Source organism: Chitinophaga sp. (assembly GCF_035564935.1).
Lineage (GTDB): Bacteria > Bacteroidota > Bacteroidia > Chitinophagales > Chitinophagaceae > Chitinophaga.
Window position 1 is genome coordinate 1 of sequence record NZ_DATMTE010000487.1, and the last position, 3,069, is coordinate 3,069.

The 3,069-nt window shown below is 49.1% G+C and carries 2 protein-coding genes; both read left to right on the forward strand.

All coding sequences use genetic code 11. The features are described from left to right. The coding region (locus VN105_RS12490) for an ROK family protein (protein WP_325641319.1) at window positions 1–945 on the forward strand (945 nt) is incomplete at its 5' end. 392 nt (window positions 946–1,337) lie between these two features. Then, window positions 1,338–3,069, forward strand: a 1,732-nt coding sequence (locus VN105_RS12495; protein ID WP_325641321.1) for a SusC/RagA family TonB-linked outer membrane protein, incomplete at its 3' end; no start/stop codon positions are given.

The following is a 3,069-nucleotide window of genomic DNA, read 5'->3' on the forward strand; positions in this document are numbered from 1 at the left end:
GGCACCAAATGCGCAGTGATTATCGGCAGGCAGGATGAAAAAGGAATGCCGGGCATAGTAGATAAAATAATTTTGCCTACGGATAAGCCGGCTTATGAAATGATTGAGCTGTTGTTTTCAAAAGCAGAGGCATTGTTGTTAACCCATAATGCTACCCAACATTTGAAAGGAATTGGTATCAGCTGCGGCGGCCCGTTGAGCAGTAAAAAAGGAATGATCCTGTCGCCCCCCAACCTGCCGGGATGGGATCATATACCAATGGTAGAACTGGCGGAGAAAAGATTTGGCGTCCGCGCATTTTTACAGAATGATGCCAACGCCTGTGCCGTGGCAGAGTGGAAGTACGGCGCCGGAAAAGGGGTAAACAACATGATCTTTTTAACTTTCGGTACGGGCATGGGAGCAGGACTGATCCTCGATGGCCGGCTGTACTCCGGTATTTCAGACCTGGCAGGTGAAGTAGGTCATTTAAGATTATCGGAAACAGGCCCGGTAGGTTTTGGAAAAGCGGGATCGTTCGAGGGCTTCTGCAGCGGCGGTGGCATTTCCCAGCTGGCGCAAATAAAGGCAAGAGAAAAACTGCAGATGGGTATACCCGTTGTTTTTTGTGCTACGTTAAAAGATCTTCCGGACATCACCGCGAAATCGGTAGCGGAAGCTGCACTGCAAGGCGATGAAACGGCGCTGGATGTTTATCATACCTGTGCACATTATCTTGGCAGGGGGCTGTCGCTGCTGATAGATATCCTGAATCCTGAACTGATTGTACTGGGCAGCATTTACGGCCGCGCGCAATCCTTGCTGGAACCCGTTATGCTGGAGGTGATCCGGAAAGAAGCGCTGCAGGTTTCCCGCAGCGCATGCCGCATTGTGCCGGCAGGGTTAAAAGAAAATATCGGCGACATGGCCGCGCTATCGCTGGCATTGATCAGCAGTGAAAGCTGATCACTACTACATCGTATTGGCGGGGCTGACAAAAAAGATACAGGTGATGGAAGCAAAATCGCGTTTACGCGGTTCCCGGCGCCTGAGTTTATCTTTTGTGTCAGCCCTCTTTTTATTTATCTGCCCCAAAAACAAACCAGATATCATTTTCTCAAAATTTTATTCCCGGATGGCGGTATCCCATCTTTCAGGTGTCATTGTAACAGAGATAGCAACTAATCCCCTGTAGCATACAACCCGGCTGATTTGTAAAAGGACGCTTTTACATAAGCGGAGCTGTGTGCCCCGGCGAAACAATGCTTATCCGGTTATGAAGCTGAAATGCAGGCTGGCCGCCCTGATCCACGTTGGGGCAGGCAGCGTGCTGATTACCTAACTCAAATGACACATGTATGTGTTTTACCAATCCTGACAACGCCTCCCGCGTATGGGCGCCACACCGTAAAGGTGGCATCCTTCTTTTAGTGCTGATGTTTTTTTCGATGCTGTCTGTAAAAGCAGGTATAGCAGACTCGCTGATCACAGGGCATGTACTGGACCCGGAAAACAAACCGCTGCCGGGCGCTTCGGTATCCATTAAAAGTACGCCATCCAAAGGAGTGAAAACAGCGGTGGATGGCAGCTATAGTATCCAGGCCGCTGCTACAGATGTGCTGGTGGTTTCCTTTATAGGCTACAGCCGCCAGGAAGTGCCGGTGAATGACCGCCGGAATATAGAGATCGTTTTGCAGAGCCAGTCCACCAGCCTGGAAAGCGTGGTGGTAGTAGGCTATGGCACACAGAAAAAAGGCGAGGTGACCGGGGCCATTTCATCCGTGAATGAAGGCGACCTGAAAGACCAGGCAGCCGCCAGTTTACAGCAATCCCTGCAGGGAAAGTCTGCGGGTATACAAATTACGCAGAACTCCGGCTCACCGGGAAAGAATGCCACGGTAAGGGTACGCGGACTTACCTCCATCAACAATGCAGATGTGCTGTATGTAGTGGATGGTGTGCCGCTTACGGCCAATGGCATCAACTCTATTGATCCATCCAGCATTGCCTCCGTACAAATATTAAAAGATGCTTCCTCCCAGGCTATTTACGGATCAAGAGGCGCAAACGGCGTAGTACTGATTGAAACAAAAAAAGGTAATAAAAATGCATCGCATATTTATGTAGACGCCTACACCGGTGTGCAGCAGGTGAGAAAAAAACTTAACATGCTGAACGGTCAGGATTTTATTATGCTAAATTCGGAAGCATTTAAGAATGCGGGGCAAACTTCGCCATGGACCGATCCGTCGCAGTACACACTGAACACCAACTGGCAGGATGCCATGTTCCGCTCAGCCCCCGTTCAAAGCTATAACCTGGCTTTTGCCGGCGGCAGCGATAAGCTCACGTATCGTCTCAGCGGTAATTATTTCGACCAGGACGGGATCATTATCGGGTCTTCGTATAAAAGAAGCAGTTTCTCGCTGAACACCACTTTTAAACCCAACAAATATATTGAAGTAGGAGAGAACCTTTCCATTGCCAAAAGTAAACAATACCTGGTGGGAGAAGGCGCTACCAGCCGGGTAGACCTGCTCTCGGCCATCAGCATGGACCCTACGGTGCCGTTGAAAAATGAACAGGGGAATTATGTGCCTTCCAGGTTTTCGGATATCGTGAACCCATTGGCAAGTATTGAGTACATCTCTATGAATCATCCGTTGAATACCTGGTCGGTAGTAGGAAATACTTACCTGCAGCTGAAACCCGTTAAAGGGCTTACGCTGAAATCCAGCCTGGGTATTGACCTCAACTTCTCCGATGATAAGGCTTTTACGCCTACATACTATGTATCGGCAGCGCAGAATAATCCCATTACCAATCTTTCTCAAACAAAGGCAGTGGGATTGAGCTGGACCTGGGACAATACCGCTACCTATGGAACCACTATCGCGGAAGATCATGAACTGAAAGTACTGGCAGGGATCTCTGCACAGCAATACAGCTATGAATTTATCAGAGGCAGTAACCAGGGGCAGCCGGGCAACGATTCCTACCTGCAATATCTCGATGCCGGTACTTCCAATCCAACAGTAGGTGGTACGCTGGTTCGCTGGAGTTTGTTGTCTTATTTAGGAAGATTGAATT